Below are 15,587 nucleotides of genomic sequence, written 5' to 3' on the forward strand. Positions count from 1 at the left end.
TTGCAAAACGATATCCTTTTCTACCCCTAGATTTAAGATTTATTGTTTGGCTTTATCCATTCGCCATTAGCGCTTGCAAATACAACTTTTGTGTTATTCTCCTTGTCTTGCAAAATGATTTTATACGTATTATCTTTTGACATATAAGCTTTTACAATCCTAAGTTCTTCATAATCTTTAGCGGCTGATTCCTGAATTGATAATGGCAATTCAACAATATTTATTTCTGTATATTCTTGCTGCTCATATTCATAATCCATATACTCAAAACCATCATCAGTAAGAACGGCTAATTCATCCTGTCCTAAAACACCCTGTGCCGAAAAGATACTTACTACAATTGCTACTATCATTGGTAACTTTTTCATTGGGTTAATTGGTAAAATTATTTCTACACTATAGTAAATAGTAATAATTGTTCCAAAAACAGAAACCAATCCAAAAATACGTTAAACAACTACATACCAACTGTTTAAGTTTTTGCCACGATAAAGAATAAGTGACTAAAAACCGTGGAATCCACATAAAAGTGTAGAAATACTACACGTTTTTTGATATAGGAATAAATTTACAAAGGTGGTTTTCTACGATTTGCTTTTTTTAAAGCTTGCTTTTGCTTATTATCCAAACGTTTTCTGATCGCCGCTCTAGAAGGCTTAGTTGGTTTTCTTTTTTTAGGAATATGAAGACCCGTTTTTAGCATATCCAAAAACCGTTTAATAACCAGTTCTTTATTTCGATGTTGGCTTCTACTCTCACCGCACTGTAATAATAGAATCCCTGATTTGGTGAGTCGCGAATCCAATTTCTGAGTTAACACTAGTTTTTCTTCATCGGTTAATCCCATAGAAGCCATGACATCAAAACTGAGTTCTATTTTTGAAGACACTTTATTTACATGTTGACCTCCTGCTCCAGAACTTCTAACTGCTTTAAATTTTAATTCATTAATTATTACTGAAGTATTCACGAGAAAAGAGTTACCTGATGTGCAGATTTTAATAAGTCATTTACTGTTTTCACTGGGTTAAATGTAGTAAGAGGAACTTCTACAAAAACACTAATCCATTTTGCCATTGCCCCATTCCACAATCCTGGAAGCTCTAGTGCTTTAAGTATTTTACCATTCATTGTTTTTTGTGTAATAAATCCAGAATCAGGATCTACAAAATCAAGTAGATTAAATTTCTCTCCGTGATAATCTCTTACACCGCAGACTAAATCTACCGGGTTAAAATGGGTAGCACTATGTAGAATATCTTCTTGTCTACGATCTGCAATATCAATCTGGGGTGCTTCAATAATCTGCAACACTAATCTTCCATTTTCTTGTTTAATCCAAAACGGCCCTCCTCCAGGTTCTCCTTCATTAATTACCATACCACAAACACGAATAGGACGATTTAAAGATTCTCGTAAAAACTGAAGTTTGTATTTATCAGAAAATTTATCAAAATCAAGAGGCAGTCTAACATTGAGCTGTTGTACTAGGAACTTTTTAATATCTTTTAATTCTGCCTCTGATGGCTTTTTTTGATCAATCGCATTTAATATTCGAAATACTTCATCCTGTATTTCAATTAATTTACCAGCCAATACTTTTTTATATCCCGAAACCTCATCCTGGTATTTTCTCACCACTACATTATCTATATTTTTAATATAAATTATATCACCGTCTAGATCATTAAGATTTTCTATTAATGCCCCATGTCCTCCTGGCCTAAACAATAATGTTCCATTTTCTGTTCTAAAAGGTTCATTGTCCTCTGTTACTGCTACGGTATCGGTTTCTGACTTCTGAAATGAGTACGTTATACTAAAATTAGTATTTGTTTTTTCTTCTACTTTTTTCTTTATCCTCTCAAATTCGCCCTTAAACGCTTCTAAATGTTCTTTAGAAATCGTAAAATGCAATTTTGAATCTCCTTTATCATTTGTATTATACCCGGCTGCCTCATATAAATGTTCTTCAAAAGAAGTTGCAATACTATCTGTATAGTCATGAAAAGGCAACAAACCTTTAGGAAAACTCCCATAATTTAAGCCTTTTTCTTTTAACATCATTTCAACAAATATATACAACTGTCGCCCTTCTGATAACGATTCGAATTTAGGGTATACACTCTTCACTTTTTCCATTACGGGAGTATAAAAAGGAAATTTTTCTAACCCAATTAAAAACAATCGTATTGCATTTGCTTTCTCATGGTTTGTATATGAGTTTAAGCTTTCTTTTTCCCAATCATAATTATCCAGGAATCGAAACAAATCCTTAAACATTCTCGTAGCAGCTCCTGATGCAGGAACAAATTTTATTGTATCAAGATTAGATAACCTAGAATCGTACAGCTTGGTCAGCTCTGATTGGTAGTGTTCTGAAAATTTAAGAATCCCATTATCCAAAGTAGCTGCACTTCTTAATGCCACAAAAGGAATTTCGTTCTTAAAAGTTTCTACTTGAGCAAGTACCTTTTCAACTGTTAACCCCTTTGATTTGATTAACTTAATATCTTTATCTGTTATATTCACTTTTCTTCTTTATTAATTGGCTAATATTTGTTACTGCTTTCTCAAAACGAGAATTTTTATCTCCTTTTATGACGATATATGGAAGATTATGCTTATCAAGACATTCTTTAAAGCTTAAAAACATTTCTTCTCGTTGGTGGGGTTTATCTCTTAGATCATCTGGTGTCCAAGGAACGTCAATATAAGTCAAAAGATACAAATCATAAACATTTTCTAATGAAACTTTATCCAAAACAGGATGAACTAAACCATTAAAGTACAGCTCAGAATAGACTTTAGTTTCTAATAGATCAGTATCACAAATCAAAACTTTATTTGCTTTTTTTGCAGCTTCATTCTCCAGCTTCATTTGACCTTCTGCAATTAATATTAGGTCATCATATGTACAGATTTCTTTAGTCCTATCCCATTTTTCCTGAAGGTATTCTCGAGCATATTCTGGAATCCACTCGGTATTATAATATTCTGCCAATTGTTTGGCTAGAGTTGTTTTTCCTGTAGATTCAGGACCAAACAGTACTACTTTTATACAATGACTGGGCTGTTGTCTAAGTTTTTCTTCCATTTTAGATATCCAAAAATTGCGATGACAGTAAATAGTAGATATTGAAAACTTGTAAATGTAAATCCTTTATAAAAATACAATGGTACTGATATAATATCTCCTACAATCCAAAATATCCAATTTTCAATTTTCCTTCTTGCCATTAACCACATTCCAACAAAGAATATTGCTGTTGTTAACGTATCTATATATGCTGTCCAATTATTCCATTTATCAAAAGTAATATATACGATATAGACAAAGAACAAGGTGATTACAAAAATCAATATTTCTATGATCTTTTCCTTAGAAGTTGTTCTTGAAATAGGAGTGACATGGGTTTGATCTACTTTTCTGGTCCAAATATACCATCCATAAACACTCATAACAAAGTAGTAGGCATTGATCATCATATCTCCCAGCAACGACCATTTTAAAAGCAAGTATACATAAATTGATGTACTTATTATACCTGTTGGATACACCCAAATATTATTCGCTCTGGCAAAACTTACACTGAGTAAACCAAAAATTACAGCAATAATCTCTAGAATGATATGTAAATTGGAGTATTCTGAGTACTGTCCAAAGAAAAAATCAAAAATGGGGTTCATAATCGCTTCTATTACTTTTCACCATTTTCATAAATACCAAAACCTGATCCATATCACCAAATGTTTTTTTAATCTCCTGTGTCAAAAAAGGCATGACTTTATCGTACTCACCATATATCTGTGTACTTAATGGGTTTTCTAAGATTGTAAATTCTGAAGCCCGTAACTGTTTTATAAAACGAATAATATGCTCTTCAAAATCGTTCTGAAGTGGGGTAAGGGTTAGCTCTATTGATACTTGCATGTTATAAAACTGGGATTATGGTTTTAGAAACACGAAGGTACGTATTGCTTATATTTTAAAGAATGACTTTAGGTATTTTTTTGGTTGTCGTTCTTGTTATGATACACACAAATAGAACCTCTTCAAGTTATTTTCTGTTTTTAAACTAAATATCAGTAGCGGGTTGGGCATATACGCAAGTAAATCCATCAAATTCTATAAACGACATATCATAATGACTGATACTGTCATTGTAATTAATCGCCCCATAGATAAATGGATGATCTATGGTAAAAGGGGAAATATAAACATGTTGCTTAAAGCTCAAGCCTGCAGTCCCATATAATTTGTATAAAGACTCTTTAGCCCCCCATATAACGGTTAAAGAACGTGTTTTATCTACATCTTCTTCTATATACCCATTTTCAAATTCATTAACGAATTTATGTGCAATTATATGAATCTTTTCTCGTTGCTTTTCTATATCTATCCCTACCAGCTTATCACTCACTATAATCCCTGCATAATTAAAAGAATGTGAAATCGAAATATGTTTCCCATCCTTAAGATGTGGTTTTCCAAACTCATCATAATACAGATCATGATCAATATAACCAAATACAGCCAATAAATGTCGTACACTCATAAAAGCTCTACGATGCATATCAGACTTCATACTATCAACTCTATCCTGACAATGGTCTGTTAATTCTATTCCTTGACTAAGCTGCTCATAAGACTCTTCGATCTTCCAAATCAACAGATTAGTACTTTCATCTACTGTTATAGTTTTGTAAAGAGGCATCTAAATTCTTAAAGTTATTATGTATCTTTGCAAACCGAAAAAAGAAAGTTATATCCTTTTTTTTTTCGAAAAACGAATTTAGAACAATTTAGTGCGAAATACCAAAATGCGCTTCATAAACATAAAATAAAAACTATGAGTACCAAAACAGTACCTTACGTTCCTTACAAGGTAAAAGACATTTCGTTAGCTGCCTGGGGAAGAAAAGAAATTGAATTAGCAGAAGCAGAAATGCCAGGGCTTATGTCACTTCGTGAAGAATACAAAGATGAACAACCTCTTAAAGGTGCTCGTATTGCTGGGTGTCTTCATATGACTATCCAAACTGCAGTGTTAATAGAAACACTTCAGGCTCTTGGTGCAGAAGTAACATGGAGTTCTTGTAATATTTTCTCTACTCAGGATCAAGCTGCAGCTGCTATTGCAGATGCTGGAATCCCGGTATACGCATGGAAGGGTATGAATGAAGAAGAGTTTGATTGGTGTATAGAACAAACTTTATTTTTTGGAGAAGATCGTCAGCCTCTAAACATGATTCTTGATGATGGTGGAGATCTTACTAATATGGTATTAGATAGATATCCAGAATTAGTAGATGGTATTAAAGGTTTATCTGAAGAGACTACTACTGGTGTTCACCGTCTTTATGAAAGAATGAAAAACGGAACGCTACCTATGCCAGCGATTAACGTAAATGACTCGGTAACTAAATCAAAATTTGATAATAAGTATGGATGTCGTGAGAGTGCAGTAGATGCTATTCGCCGCGCTACAGATACTATGCTTGCCGGTAAGCGTGTAATCGTATGCGGATATGGAGATGTAGGAAAAGGTACTGCCGCATCTTTTAGAGGAGCTGGTTCTATTGTAACTGTTACCGAAATTGACCCTATCTGTGCATTACAAGCAGCTATGGACGGTTTTGAAGTTAAAAAAATGGAAACTGTAGTTGGTAACGCAGATATCGTAATTACTACAACTGGAAATAAAGATATTATACAAGCACAACATTTCAAAGCTTTAAAAGATAAAGCGATTGTATGTAACATCGGTCACTTTGACAATGAGATTGATATGGCTTGGTTAAATGATAACTACGGAAATACCAAAGATGAAATCAAACCTCAAGTTGATAAATATACTATCGATGGAAAAGATATCATTATTCTTGCTGAAGGACGCTTGGTAAATCTTGGCTGTGCTACTGGACATCCAAGCTTTGTAATGAGTAACTCATTTACAAATCAAACTCTTGCTCAGATCGAGCTTTGGAAAAATTCTGACAATTACAAGAACGAAGTATACATGTTACCAAAACATCTTGATGAAAAAGTAGCAAAATTACACTTAGCTCGTCTTGGAGCAGAATTAGAAATCCTAAGACCAGAACAAGCAGAATATATTGGTGTTACGGTTGAAGGACCATTTAAACCAGAATATTACAGGTACTAAAAACTGTATTAATTTATATAAAAGAGCCTCATCAATTGATGAGGCTCTTTTATATAAATTAAAGACCTAGTTTCTCTAAGTTATAAAAATAAAAATTCTGCTCATTATTCATCGCCACAAAAAGCCCTTTACCAAAAGTAGTATTTAACGGCACTGTAGTTACTTCGCAACCATCGGTCTCATTAGTCCCTAGGTTAATGGCTTTAATAAAGCTATTATCTTTTCTTGAGAACACATTGAACTGCCCTTTTTGTTGATCTGATACGATAAGTACTCCATTCCCTTCGGGTTTACTAGCAATAGCAATCCCTTCTATATCATCTTCAAAATATTCTCCTCCAAAAAATGCTAATTCATCGTTACCTTTTTTTGGATCTGCATAATACTTTCTAATTCCCACTCCTTCATCAGCATAATAAACAAAACCTAATTCATCATCCACAGCAATGGCTTCAATCTCTTTTTTGGTACTAAATTTTCCGAATTTTCGAATAAGTTTAGTACGCACACCCAAGCTATCACTTATAATTTGATATTGGTATAGATATTCATTTTCTGGTCCCGACTTTCTACTTACAATAGCAGAAATACTATGATCTACAGGGTTTTTATACAACCCAATACCCATTGGCCTCCTTAATTCTAAAGTAGTCTCATCCTCAAATACAGGAAAACCTCCATCATCTATCGGTTTCATATCAGGAACTGAAAAAAGACGAATTCGATTTCGTTCTCTTTCTGTAAAAACAATAATATCAGTTGTTACAGAATCATTTAGTTTAAAACCATATTCTAAATCAATATTATTGGGATATTTTATGTTCTCGATTACTTTACTCAGAATTATTTTCCCTTCTAAATCAAAAGCATAAATTGCTCCGTCTGTGTCTTTATCAGTTCCGAAAACAATACTTTTTGAAGCATCAGTAGGATGAATCCAAATCGCAGGATCATCGGTATCGTATTGCACTTTCTCTGAAATAATATTAGGATGTACAGGATGTAGTTTTTTAGTACAGGAAAATAATAAAATCGCTATTGCTACTATAATTGTATTTTTCATCTATTCAAAATTTTATTAAGCCGTTATTAGTTTTTGAATAGATCATACTTTAAACCAAAAGTAAGTCTTCTTTCATAATACTCTGCCTGCATTGTTCGCTCAGAAATCCCCTGATAAAAACGCAAAGGCTGATCAGTAATATTATTTAAATCTGCATAAATCCTAAGGTTTTTTGTGATAGCATAACTTGCACTAAAGTCAAGAAAAAATTGTTGATCATAATATCGGTCTTCAAAACTATTTCCTCCAATCTCATCAATATAAGCATCAGAAAAATTAGCAGATAACCGTATACTAAACTTAGTGTCATTATATCCAAGAGAGCCGTTAAACATATTTGGGGCAGTGTTTGGCAAGTCTAAATCTTCACGTTCTTCTCCAGATTCGTTACGAATTCCATCTGCATTAGAAGTAAGGTATGTATAATTAAGATAAACACTAAAGTTCTTGGCAAACCCTGGTAAAAAATCCAATTGTCGCTGAAAAGCTATTTCTGCTCCAAAGATTGATGCATCATCACCATTAAGCGGCTGAAAAATATCAAATCCAGCAGTACCACTACCAAAGTTATCATTAGTAGTCTCTCCTCTAAAAGTATATATAAAATTATCTATCTTCTTATAAAACAATCCTCCAGAAACGATACCTACTGATTTAAAATAATGTTCTGCCATCAAATCAAAATTCATAGAAGTTGTAGGGTCAAGATCAGAGTTTCCAACAAAAATTTCCTCATCGCTAGATACCACATCCAAAGAAGGCACTAAATCTGCATAATTAGGCCGTGCTAAAGTATTTGTCCATGCAAATCTAAAAATAGTTTGACGAGATAAATCATACTTAAGATGTACACCTGGTAGAATATTTGTATACGATTTTTCTTCAGTAATTTCGCCAATCACATTTTCTTCATCTTCTATTTGATTTCCAGTAGCCTTAATCATTGTATGTTCTAATCTAACACCTCCTAAAACACTAAACTTCTCTGATAATTTTTGATTTGCCATTGCATATCCCGACAGTACATCTTCTTCAACATCAAAATTTGCTCTTAAAAATTCATCCGGTACAGATTCACCATTTTCTAGATTAAGCCCTCCTAACCACCTTTCGTCTGCATAAACTCCCGCTTGGTATTCACTCCCAGCCAAGAAATCAGGATCTGTATAATCCCTTGTCGGGATACCTGAAAGTGTTGGAAAACTATCTTCTAAATCAAACTCAAAAAAACTGTTATCTCTAAGTTTCTTTTTCAGACGACTTCTTACTCCAAATTTGATACTCCCATCTCCTTTCCCAAATAAATCCGAAGGTATTTCAACATTAGCAAAGAAGTTAATATCCTCTTCCTCTGTGTATTGATTTTCTTCGGTAATCTCCCCATATTCAAAATTAGAAAGATCATTGGCTTCTATACCATTTACAGAAGTGAATATTGGAAACTCTGGATTAGAATTATCATTATTTACACTATACTCAGACTCATATTCTGCATAACGCTCATTAAGTCTTTCTTCAGATGCTTTTGCAAAAGAAGCCATCCAATCCACTTTAACATTTCCAAAAAGGTGATCTCCACCCAGGCTATAATTTTGCATACGCTGATCTTCTAATCTTGTGTTTTTATTTCGACTATTATCAATCCCTCCTTTGGTTTGACGTTTTACCTCTACAGGGAAACGAGTAAGCACATTATTTGTCACTGTAAAATCATCTATTTCGATATCTTCGGCATCTAAGATTTCATGTTCTAAGCGAAATCTATTCTCTCTATCATCTCTCCAGTTATACATAGTCTTTAAAAACATATTATGATTGCTATCAAATTGATAATCAAAATTAGCTGCAAAACTTCTTCTAATACGTTGTACAAGATATGTTCTAATCTGAAATTCTTTGGTGTATGGACGAACTGAAACTTCTTCTAAAATTGGCTCTCCATCAGCATCGTCAACACCTGTATAATACTCGAATTCATCAGTCCATTCTGCTTCAATATTATCAGAACCAAAATCATTATCAGTAATAGAAGCAGAAAGCATCCATCCAAATTTTTTGTTTTTTGAGCGATCTCCGACCAGAAATGACCCATTAAGTATTCTTTTATCTGTAATAAAATTAATCCCAGACCCCAAGTTTGCAGAAAGTCTAAATCCTTCTGGAGCTGTTCTTGTAATTAGATTAACCGAACCTCCTAGTGCATCTGCTTCCATGTCTGGAGTAACTGCTTTATTTACTTCAATTGTCTGTATCATATCTGACGGAATCAAATCCATCTGAATATTCCTATTATCTCCTTCTGCTGACGGAATTCGACTACCATTAAGGGTTACAGAGTTTAACTGAGGAGAAAGTCCTCTTACAATTATATTACGGGCTTCCCCTTGATCAACCTGCATTGTTATTCCAGGAATACGCTTTACAGCATCACCAATATTAGCATCAGGAAATTTACCTATCTGGTCTGTAGACACTACATTGGTGATATTTATATTATTTTTTTGTGTATTAAGCGCCCTCGCTTGTCCACTATTCCCATATCCCAAAACAGTCACATCGTCTAGTTTTACACTTTTTGATGTTAAAACCAGAGATACAAAAGTTGCTTTAGATTCGACTATATTTACTTCTTGTTCAATATCTGAAAAACCAAGATATTCTACTTTCAATGTATAACTCCCTTTTGGAATATTTACCAATATAAATTTTCCATTAAAGTCAGAAACAGTAGCTTTATTTATTGCAGCTATTCGTACTGAAGCCCCTGGCATAAAAATGCCATTTTCGTCGGTTACTGTTCCTTTGACAAAACCATTTTGAGCGAGTAAATCCCCTGAAGTTAGAACGGTTAAAAGCGTTACAAAAATTAATTTAAAAAAATTTGACGGTATCATTTCTTTGAGTTTAAAAATCAACACAAAGCTATATTAATACAGAGGTTTACGGATAAAACGCAAGGCAACAAAGGATAAACATTTTACTAAAATCATAGAAACAATAAAGCAACAATTAAGATTAATTTACATTGCAATAACATTTACAAAAAAGAAAGCATGATCTTCTTAAAAAACCTATAGAGCAATCATAAAATTTACAAGTTCTTCTTTTTGATCTATTGGAAGTTTTTTTCGCAAACGATATCTAGCGACTCTGACGCTGTCTGGAGTCACCCTTAAAATAGATGCAATTTCTTTAGATGATAAATTAAGTCGCAACAACATTCCCAAACGTAATTCTGCTGGTGATAGATTTTCTTCGGAAAGTAAGGATAGTTTTTTTATAAAATCAGGATGGATTTCTTCAAAAAAATTATTGAATTCGACCCATTCTCGTTCCTGGTGTAAATTAAAATTAATTTCCTTTATCAGTTTTTTGATATTTGCATTTACATCAATATTTTTTCTATCCACCATATTTGTTAGTGTAAGGGACAAATCTGATAGTATTTTGTTTTTTTGTGATATATGTAAACTGTATCTGGATAATGCAGATGTTTTTACATGCACTTCATGTTGTAAATTCTTTTCTTCGAAGGCTTTTCTTTCTAATTCTGCTTTTAACATTCGTTGTTTGTATTTTTGAAGTTTTAGGTTTTCTTTTCTCTTTCTTCTAAAATACACAAACAGAATACCTACCATTAGTACTGTTGTCCCAAAAATAACCAAAAGAAGATCTTGATTAGCTCGGCTTATCTTTTTTTGTTGTAAAAGTGAGTTAATTTGAGTTTCCTTTTGTTTGGTTTCATAAACCGCCTGCAATGTATTTAATTGATTAATATTTTGAGAAGATATTAATTCTTCATTAATACGTTCTGCTTCTAAAAGATGATCAAAAGCTTTTTTAAAATCTCCTATCAGCCCATAGGTCTTTGATAAATCCTTATGAGCACTCTTTAATTCATACATATCTTGAAACTGAACCGCTAGCTTATATGCATCATTTGTGTAAGTAAGAGCAACACTATAATTACCTGTCTTTCGATTGATATCCCCTAAGTTATTCAAAACACCAATACGACTATTCTCATTTATCTTTTTAAAATACTCATCTGCTTTTTTAAAATATTCATAAGCAAGATTGTATTGTTCAAGGTCCTCATAGATACTTCCAATATTTTCATTCACTATTGCAAGCCCTTCCTTATTTCCAAGTTTTTTAAACAGTGAAAGGCTCTCTTTTTGATATTGGAGTGCCTCTAAATACTCTCCTTCTTTCTCGTAGCATGAACCCAAAAAACTTCTTGCTTTTGCCTCTCCCTTTACATATTTGATTCTGGATGATATTAATATACTTTCATTAAAATAATCCTTTGCTTTGCTACTATTTTTTAATGATAAATAGATTACTCCTATTTCATTTTTTAGGAATACAGTAAGTGTATCATATTTCTGAACTAAAGTAAGCGCGTTATTATACTGTTCTAATGCTTCATTATATACTCTTGCTTTTTGATAATACTTCCCTAATTGCAGATGTTTTTGAGCGGTGATCACAGAAGCACTATTTTTTTTTGCAGTTTCTAGTTCGAGTTTTAGGCTTAAAAGTACTTTATCTATTTGCTGTTGCTCTACTAAATCAGATTGTGCCCCAAAACAAAAAGGAATTGTGGCTACAAAAAAATAAACAAGGAAAATAAACCTTTGTAATTGTTTCATAAAACTTGTGTGAAAAATAGCTCCCTTAACTATTGAAAAATCTTACAAATTTAATATGCTCACAATTTTTTTGCGTTATTTGTTTATTATTTTTGTGTTGTGTTATTATTTACTTTTTCTAAAGATATAACTCATCCATACGGGATCATTTTCTTCAGAAACTATAGATTGTCGATCTACAAATTCCCAATTGGCGGCATTCATATAATTTAATAAATCTGAAGTGCTTTCTAAATCTTCTAATTTATCTATTGTTATTTGTTTACCCTGTAAAGATGTTTGTTCTTCTACTTTTATTCTTTTTACCCTTCCACTATTATTTGCTTTTTGAATTACAATTACTTCTAGATAATCATATTTAGGGATATCTTGCGAGTATCCCTCAAAGCCTATAAACAACACAAGGAGAGCGCTACACAGAGCACTTATTATTGAAATTTTCATATAAATTGATTTGGTTTATCATTCTTTAGAAGTAAATTTAGGCAATTAGTTTAATGTACAAAACAATGAACATACTAATAAAAACACTTCTTATTCTTATCCTTTTTATACCTAAAGGTCTTGCGCAAACCAAGGGAGATATCAAAAACATAAAAGAGGAGTACTCCTCAATTACAAAATTGTTAGAACAAGACAAACTAACAGCGTTAGCTCTTGAAAACAAATGCAATAGCAATGGCCAAACTGAAGCTTTTCTGACATTTTATTATAACAATGACAATTTAGTACATATACAACATACGTATGCCGAAGGGCATAGCAGCTACACAAATCATTATTATATCAATGACAATAAATTATTCTTTTATTTCTCTGAGCATGAGTCATGGAGATGGGATTATGAAGGCACCCCTAAAGAACAAGGATTTACTAACGAAATTTGGACTTATGATGAACAACGAATCTATTTCGTCAAAGAAGTGCCCATAAAATGTTTACGTAAGGTCTATACTGAAAAATCTGTTGATCAACCAAACAAAGGCGAAACCACACTATCAGAAGCCAAAAAAAACAAAGAGGTAGATTGCGACAAAAATTCTATGAAGCTGATCTTAAAAAAATATCAGCTACTTCTAACTTTCCAAAAAAGTACTACTCAGAATATCTGTGATATTAGTTTTGAATAAATAATACCACAAGGTTTTATTCAGAAAATAAAAAAACCCTTTCCATTTCTGAAAAGGGTCAATATATTACAAAGGAAAGGTCCTTTATGCTTCAAATGGAACTATAGAAACATAGGACTTATTATCTCTCTTTTTAGTAAATTTCACCATACCATCTACCTTAGCATGTAGTGTGTGGTCTTTACCTGCATATACATTTTCACCTGGTTTGTGTGCTGTACCTCTTTGTCTTACAATGATGTTACCAGCCACGGCAGCTTGTCCACCAAAAATCTTAACACCTAAGCGTTTCGATTCTGATTCTCTACCGTTTTTCGAACTACCAACTCCTTTTTTATGAGCCATTTTCTTTCGGTTTTATATTGTTATTACTAGCAGGATGTTCTGCTGTCTAAATTTATTATCCTTGTAAAGCTGCTATTAAATCTGCTTTCTTCATAGAAGAAATTCCAGAAATTCCTTTAGCTTTAGCCATGTCTTTCAATTCAGCTACAGTTTTAGTACTCAAATCTTCAGTACTTGCTGCTTTTGCTTCTTTTTTAGGAGCTGCTGCTTTAGTTTTAGTTTCTGCTTTAGGAGCAGAAGCTTTTACTTCTTTTTCAGCTTTTGCTTTTGGCTCAGCTTTTTTAGCCTCTGCCTTAGGAGCAGCTTTCTTTGCTCCAGAAGTTACAATGCTTTCAATTACAATTTCTGTAAGAGATTGACGATGACCATTTTTAACACGGTATCCTTTACGTCTCTTTTTCTTGAAAACAATAACTTTATCACCTTTAAGGTGTCTTGTGATTTTTGCTCCTACTTGAGCTCCATCTATAGCTGGGGCGCCTAAAGTAACTTTTTCACCATCTGCTGCAAGAAGAACTTTGTCAAAAGAAACTTTGTCTCCTTCTTCTCCAGCTAAACGATGTACGAATACTTTTTGGTCTTTTGCAACTTTAAATTGCTGCCCTGCTATCTCTACAATTGCGTACATAGCGTAACGTTTAATTAATTATTTTGTAAATAAAGAACTGTACCTATTTCTCAATAGGCGGGTGCAAATATACTGCTAATTAATTAAATGACAAACATTTTATGCTTCTACAGGACGAGAATTTCCATTTTTCTTCGGATTCCAACTTTCTTTGAATAATTGCATAAAGGATAAAGTAAGTACAAAAGTAGTGGCAAACCCCATAATTGCAGCAATGAAAACCACTATACCCACACCAACATGATAGTGGGAACTCCAGTTCGCAAGCATTTCTGGTAAAAAAGTAGTATTAATATTGGTTACATATATAGCAAAGAAAATTGTAAAAATAAGTGTTGCATTAAAACCAGTAAAAAGTCCGGCCATGAAGCCTTTTTGATAATCAAAGTCACCTCCCTTTTCTTTTTTAAAATTTTTCATTGCACTATATAACCCAAAAGCAACAATAACACCATTACCAAGGCTAAAAACAGGATTAGTTTGTACTCCTATTAACGAAAGAATTAAAAAATATATGATGAGCCCGATTGCAATTAAGACTCCATATTTAACTGGGATGGTTGACTTTTTCATAACTTCTCTCTTTTAAATTCTTACTTAAAAATATGAAATTTAAGAGTTCTTTAACCTTAAAAGGTTGTTAATTTGTTGTTTAACAGAAGAATACGAGCTTACCTATTCCTATTCGCCAGATAAACTCCTAAAATAATAATTCCAGAAGCTAATACCTGATAAAAAGTAAATTGTTCATTATCTAAGACACCCCATAACAACGCTACAATAGGAATTGTATAAGTCACAGAAGTTGCAAAGACGGGGGTACTAATCTGCACCAATTTATTAAACAAAACCTTGGCAATACCTGTTCCTACTACTGCAAGTATCGATATGTATATCAAACTTGCATGTACTTTTGGGCTAGAAATTACTTCAGCTTTAAAAAAATCAGACCCGTATAACACGATTAATGCTGGGATAACAAGCACAATAAAATTTCCATTTGCAATAGCCATAGGAGAAATATGCTGCATATATCGTTTTATGATATTTACATTCATTGCATAACAAACCGAAGCACAAAGCACTAATAAAGCATACCAATAATTTTGACCAGGGTTTACTGAAGCTCCTTCCAAAATTAATGCGAGGCAACCTACAAATCCCACTATCACCCCTATCAACTGGTTTTTATTAAATCGAATAGAGAAAATTAGTACTCCCAAAATAAGTGTTACAAGTGGTGTTGTGGAATTGAGAATTGATGCAATCCCACTATCAATTTCTGTTTCGGCAAAAGCAAACAAAAAAGCTGGAATAAACGTCCCCAAAAAGCCTGATATCGCAATCCATTTCCAATCAGATGCTGCTATAGTTTTCATGCTCCTAAAACCTATTAGAAATAAAAACACAGCTGCAAAAAGAGTTCTTAACGCCCCTAGTTGCAGTGGGGTAAGACCAATAAGCGACTTCTTAATAAGAATAAATGAACTACCCCAAACCAGAGAGAGTATAACAAGATATAACCATTTTAATTTTGTGTTTTGCATCTTTCAAAAAGTAAACTGCAAAAGTGATGAAATTATAAATGTATGAGTG

The 15,587-nt window shown here is 32.9% G+C and carries 17 protein-coding genes; 2 read left to right on the forward strand and 15 right to left on the reverse strand.

The annotated features are described in order from the left end of the window. Window positions 1-32: 32 nt before the first annotated feature. The 7 genes from DK442_RS03385 to DK442_RS03415 all read right to left on the reverse strand — a co-directional run bounded on the left by DK442_RS03385 (window position 33) and on the right by DK442_RS03415 (window position 4,718). The gene (locus DK442_RS03385; RefSeq protein ID WP_143915821.1) at window positions 33-368 is read right to left on the reverse strand and encodes a hypothetical protein; all 336 of its coding nucleotides are present in this window, start codon (window positions 366-368) and stop codon (window positions 33-35) included. Window positions 369-568: 200 nt separating this feature from the next. Then, window positions 569-970 (reverse strand): alternative ribosome rescue aminoacyl-tRNA hydrolase ArfB, encoded by a 402-nt coding sequence (gene arfB, locus DK442_RS03390; RefSeq protein WP_109434417.1) that lies wholly within the window; start codon window positions 968-970, stop codon window positions 569-571. After that, entirely contained in the window at window positions 967-2,532 is a 1,566-nt protein-coding gene (locus DK442_RS03395; RefSeq protein WP_109434418.1) for a DUF4301 family protein, read from the reverse strand. Before DK442_RS03395 ends, arfB begins: the two co-directional genes overlap by 4 nt. Continuing rightward, on the reverse strand, window positions 2,516-3,097 hold the full coding sequence (locus tag DK442_RS03400; protein WP_109434419.1) for an AAA family ATPase: 582 nt from the start codon (window positions 3,095-3,097) through the stop codon (window positions 2,516-2,518). The genes DK442_RS03395 and DK442_RS03400 overlap by 17 nt, the downstream gene beginning before the upstream one ends. Beyond that, the gene (pnuC, locus tag DK442_RS03405) at window positions 3,058-3,690 is read right to left on the reverse strand and encodes a nicotinamide riboside transporter PnuC (protein WP_109434420.1); all 633 of its coding nucleotides are present in this window, start codon (window positions 3,688-3,690) and stop codon (window positions 3,058-3,060) included. The genes DK442_RS03400 and pnuC overlap by 40 nt, the downstream gene beginning before the upstream one ends. Next, window positions 3,674-3,934 (reverse strand): thiamine-binding protein, encoded by a 261-nt coding sequence (locus DK442_RS03410; protein WP_109434421.1) that lies wholly within the window; start codon window positions 3,932-3,934, stop codon window positions 3,674-3,676. Before DK442_RS03410 ends, pnuC begins: the two co-directional genes overlap by 17 nt. A 145-nt stretch (window positions 3,935-4,079) precedes the next feature. Then, on the reverse strand, window positions 4,080-4,718 hold the full coding sequence (locus DK442_RS03415; RefSeq protein ID WP_109434422.1) for a 4'-phosphopantetheinyl transferase superfamily protein: 639 nt from the start codon (window positions 4,716-4,718) through the stop codon (window positions 4,080-4,082). Between the two features lie 135 nt (window positions 4,719-4,853). Here DK442_RS03415 and ahcY point away from each other — a divergent pair, with 135 nt between their 5' ends. Further along, window positions 4,854-6,170 (forward strand): adenosylhomocysteinase, encoded by a 1,317-nt coding sequence (gene ahcY / locus DK442_RS03420; protein ID WP_109434481.1) that lies wholly within the window; start codon window positions 4,854-4,856, stop codon window positions 6,168-6,170. A 58-nt stretch (window positions 6,171-6,228) separates the two neighbouring features. Here ahcY and DK442_RS03425 read toward each other — a convergent pair whose 3' ends face one another. The 4 genes from DK442_RS03425 to DK442_RS03440 all read right to left on the reverse strand — a co-directional run bounded on the left by DK442_RS03425 (window position 6,229) and on the right by DK442_RS03440 (window position 12,332). Further along, window positions 6,229-7,233 (reverse strand): phytase, encoded by a 1,005-nt coding sequence (locus tag DK442_RS03425; protein ID WP_109434423.1) that lies wholly within the window; start codon window positions 7,231-7,233, stop codon window positions 6,229-6,231. A 26-nt stretch (window positions 7,234-7,259) separates the two neighbouring features. Beyond that, window positions 7,260-10,127 carry a TonB-dependent receptor gene (locus DK442_RS03430; RefSeq protein WP_109434424.1) on the reverse strand — a complete coding sequence of 956 codons (2,868 nt, stop codon included), beginning with the start codon at window positions 10,125-10,127 and terminating at the stop codon, window positions 7,260-7,262. A 177-nt stretch (window positions 10,128-10,304) separates the two neighbouring features. Next, entirely contained in the window at window positions 10,305-11,888 is a 1,584-nt protein-coding gene (locus DK442_RS03435; RefSeq protein ID WP_109434425.1) for a tetratricopeptide repeat protein, read from the reverse strand. Window positions 11,889-11,993: 105 nt separating this feature from the next. Next, on the reverse strand, window positions 11,994-12,332 hold the full coding sequence (locus tag DK442_RS03440; RefSeq protein ID WP_109434426.1) for a hypothetical protein: 339 nt from the start codon (window positions 12,330-12,332) through the stop codon (window positions 11,994-11,996). A 65-nt stretch (window positions 12,333-12,397) separates the two neighbouring features. Between DK442_RS03440 and DK442_RS03445 the strand changes: the two genes are divergently transcribed. After that, window positions 12,398-13,018, forward strand: a complete 621-nt coding sequence (locus DK442_RS03445) for a hypothetical protein (protein WP_160114029.1) — start codon at window positions 12,398-12,400, stop codon at window positions 13,016-13,018. Between the two features lie 84 nt (window positions 13,019-13,102). On the opposite strand, the gene rpmA is transcribed toward DK442_RS03445, so the two are convergent. The 4 genes from rpmA to DK442_RS03465 form a co-directional block, all read right to left on the reverse strand. Further along, window positions 13,103-13,363: a 50S ribosomal protein L27 gene (gene rpmA / locus DK442_RS03450; protein ID WP_109434428.1), complete on the reverse strand. Its 261-nt coding sequence runs from the start codon at window positions 13,361-13,363 to the stop codon at window positions 13,103-13,105. Between the two features lie 55 nt (window positions 13,364-13,418). Next, window positions 13,419-13,991 (reverse strand): 50S ribosomal protein L21, encoded by a 573-nt coding sequence (rplU, locus tag DK442_RS03455; protein ID WP_109434429.1) that lies wholly within the window; start codon window positions 13,989-13,991, stop codon window positions 13,419-13,421. A gap of 99 nt (window positions 13,992-14,090) precedes the next feature. After that, window positions 14,091-14,564: a DUF4199 domain-containing protein gene (locus DK442_RS03460; RefSeq protein ID WP_109434430.1), complete on the reverse strand. Its 474-nt coding sequence runs from the start codon at window positions 14,562-14,564 to the stop codon at window positions 14,091-14,093. A 98-nt stretch (window positions 14,565-14,662) separates the two neighbouring features. Then, a complete protein-coding gene (locus DK442_RS03465) occupies window positions 14,663-15,538 on the reverse strand; it encodes a DMT family transporter (protein WP_109434431.1) in 876 nt (291 codons plus the stop codon). Window positions 15,539-15,587: the final 49 nt, after the last annotated feature.

This window comes from Aquimarina sp. AU119, from assembly GCF_900312735.1.
Classification (GTDB): Bacteria; Bacteroidota; Bacteroidia; order Flavobacteriales; family Flavobacteriaceae; genus Aquimarina; species Aquimarina algiphila.

Coding starts and splice junctions, on each gene's coding strand:
- DK442_RS03385 (WP_143915821.1), bottom strand. CDS start 368: ATGAAAAAGTTACCAATGATAGTAGCAATTGTAGTAAGTATCTTTTCG.
- DK442_RS03400 (WP_109434419.1), bottom strand. CDS start 3,097: ATGGAAGAAAAACTTAGACAACAGCCCAGTCATTGTATAAAAGTAGTA.
- pnuC (WP_109434420.1), bottom strand. CDS start 3,690: ATGAACCCCATTTTTGATTTTTTCTTTGGACAGTACTCAGAATACTCC.
- DK442_RS03410 (WP_109434421.1), bottom strand. CDS start 3,934: ATGCAAGTATCAATAGAGCTAACCCTTACCCCACTTCAGAACGATTTT.
- DK442_RS03415 (WP_109434422.1), bottom strand. CDS start 4,718: ATGCCTCTTTACAAAACTATAACAGTAGATGAAAGTACTAATCTGTTG.
- ahcY (WP_109434481.1), top strand. CDS start 4,854: ATGAGTACCAAAACAGTACCTTACGTTCCTTACAAGGTAAAAGACATT.
- DK442_RS03425 (WP_109434423.1), bottom strand. CDS start 7,233: ATGAAAAATACAATTATAGTAGCAATAGCGATTTTATTATTTTCCTGT.
- DK442_RS03430 (WP_109434424.1), bottom strand. CDS start 10,127: ATGATACCGTCAAATTTTTTTAAATTAATTTTTGTAACGCTTTTAACC.
- DK442_RS03435 (WP_109434425.1), bottom strand. CDS start 11,888: ATGAAACAATTACAAAGGTTTATTTTCCTTGTTTATTTTTTTGTAGCC.
- DK442_RS03440 (WP_109434426.1), bottom strand. CDS start 12,332: ATGAAAATTTCAATAATAAGTGCTCTGTGTAGCGCTCTCCTTGTGTTG.
- DK442_RS03445 (WP_160114029.1), top strand. CDS start 12,398: ATGAACATACTAATAAAAACACTTCTTATTCTTATCCTTTTTATACCT.
- rpmA (WP_109434428.1), bottom strand. CDS start 13,363: ATGGCTCATAAAAAAGGAGTTGGTAGTTCGAAAAACGGTAGAGAATCA.
- rplU (WP_109434429.1), bottom strand. CDS start 13,991: ATGTACGCAATTGTAGAGATAGCAGGGCAGCAATTTAAAGTTGCAAAA.
- DK442_RS03460 (WP_109434430.1), bottom strand. CDS start 14,564: ATGAAAAAGTCAACCATCCCAGTTAAATATGGAGTCTTAATTGCAATC.
- DK442_RS03465 (WP_109434431.1), bottom strand. CDS start 15,538: ATGCAAAACACAAAATTAAAATGGTTATATCTTGTTATACTCTCTCTG.